Origin of the sequence: Rhizobium sp. PEPV16, assembly GCF_008919455.1 — a bacterium.
Classification (GTDB): domain Bacteria; phylum Pseudomonadota; class Alphaproteobacteria; order Rhizobiales; family Rhizobiaceae; genus Rhizobium; species Rhizobium leguminosarum_Q.
On record NZ_VSZV01000038.1, the window covers coordinates 1 to 1,317 of the forward strand.

The following is a 1,317-nucleotide window of genomic DNA, read 5'->3' on the forward strand; positions in this document are numbered from 1 at the left end:
GTGTGCATTATCTCTACAATCTGCTGAGTGCGAAGGGTGGGGCCGGCTACGACTGGTCCCTGCTCGACCGCGCGCTCGACGTGATGATCGAACACCGCCTGAAGCCGTTCTTCGAGCTGATGGGCAACCCATCCGGCCTCTTCACCGACTATGAGGACATGGATCAGGTCAGGCGCTGGCGGGATCTCGTGACGGCAACGGTCGACCGCTATGGCGCCCGTTACGGCATGGACGAATTGCGCACATGGTATTTCGAAACGACGAACGAGGCCGATTCCGGCTGGTGGACCTACGGGATCAAGGGTTACACCAACTACTACGACGCCTGCGTCGCCGGCCTCGACGCTGTCGATCCCACCTTGCCGATGGGCGGACCCGGCACCGCTCGCACGCTGTCGCCGATCTTTCGCGCCCTCATGGCCCATTGCGACAGCGGCACGAGCTGCCTGACCGGCGATGGCCCGCCGCGCCTCGATTACATCTCGATCCACGAAAAGGGCGTCAACGGCAGCAAGGAAGACCTGACCCCGAAAACCCACGGTATCGTCGACCGCACGCTTCTCGTCGTCGACCACCTCAAGGAGCATCACCCGCGCCTTGCAGGCCTGCCCATCATCAACGATGAATGCGATCCGCAGCTCGGCTGGAGCGATCACCATAGCTGGCATGGCAAAGCCTATTACGCCGGGATCATCGCCCGCATCATCGAACAGCACGACCGGCGCATCATCGCCCCGAAAGCGGCGAATTTCACTTTCCTCAGCAATGACCACGCCTTTATCGGCGGCTGGAGCCAGCGCACGATTTTTGCCTATTTCGGTTCGCGCAATTTCACCAAGGCGCAGTGGGAGCACAAGACCAATCTGGACATGCTGGTCACGGATGTCGACAGGGCGCCGCCCTTCGACATCATCAAGAAGCCCGGCCTCACATCGATGGAATTGCTGGCAACGCTTGGCGATACCGTTTGCAAGGTGACCGCCGAACCACCGCTTGTTCCCGACCAGGATGGCCTGGCGATCCTGCCGACGCGGCTGCCGGGCGGCGGTGTTTCCATCAGCCTCATCCATAGCGTCGATGCCATCAACCGCTCGGGCCGGACCGCCGTCCGTCTCGAGGTGAGCGGTTTGGTTCCCGGCCGCCACGCGCTTTGCCTGCTGCGCATCGACGAGGAATTCACCAATCCGATGGAGGTTTGGGAGGCCCAGCGCGACGAAAGCAACCCGCGTGGGCTCTTCGAGCCGGTCGGCGCACCGCCCGCACCGACCGAGGCGCAGTTTGCCGAAATGCGCCGGGCGCAGGAGCCCGCCTTGCTGC

At 62.9% G+C, this 1,317-nt stretch carries 1 protein-coding gene; it reads left to right on the forward strand.

The window, feature by feature from the left end:
• Positions 1–1,317: glycosyl hydrolase (locus FY112_RS00285; protein ID WP_151517344.1), on the forward strand; the 1,317-nt coding region annotated here is incomplete at both ends.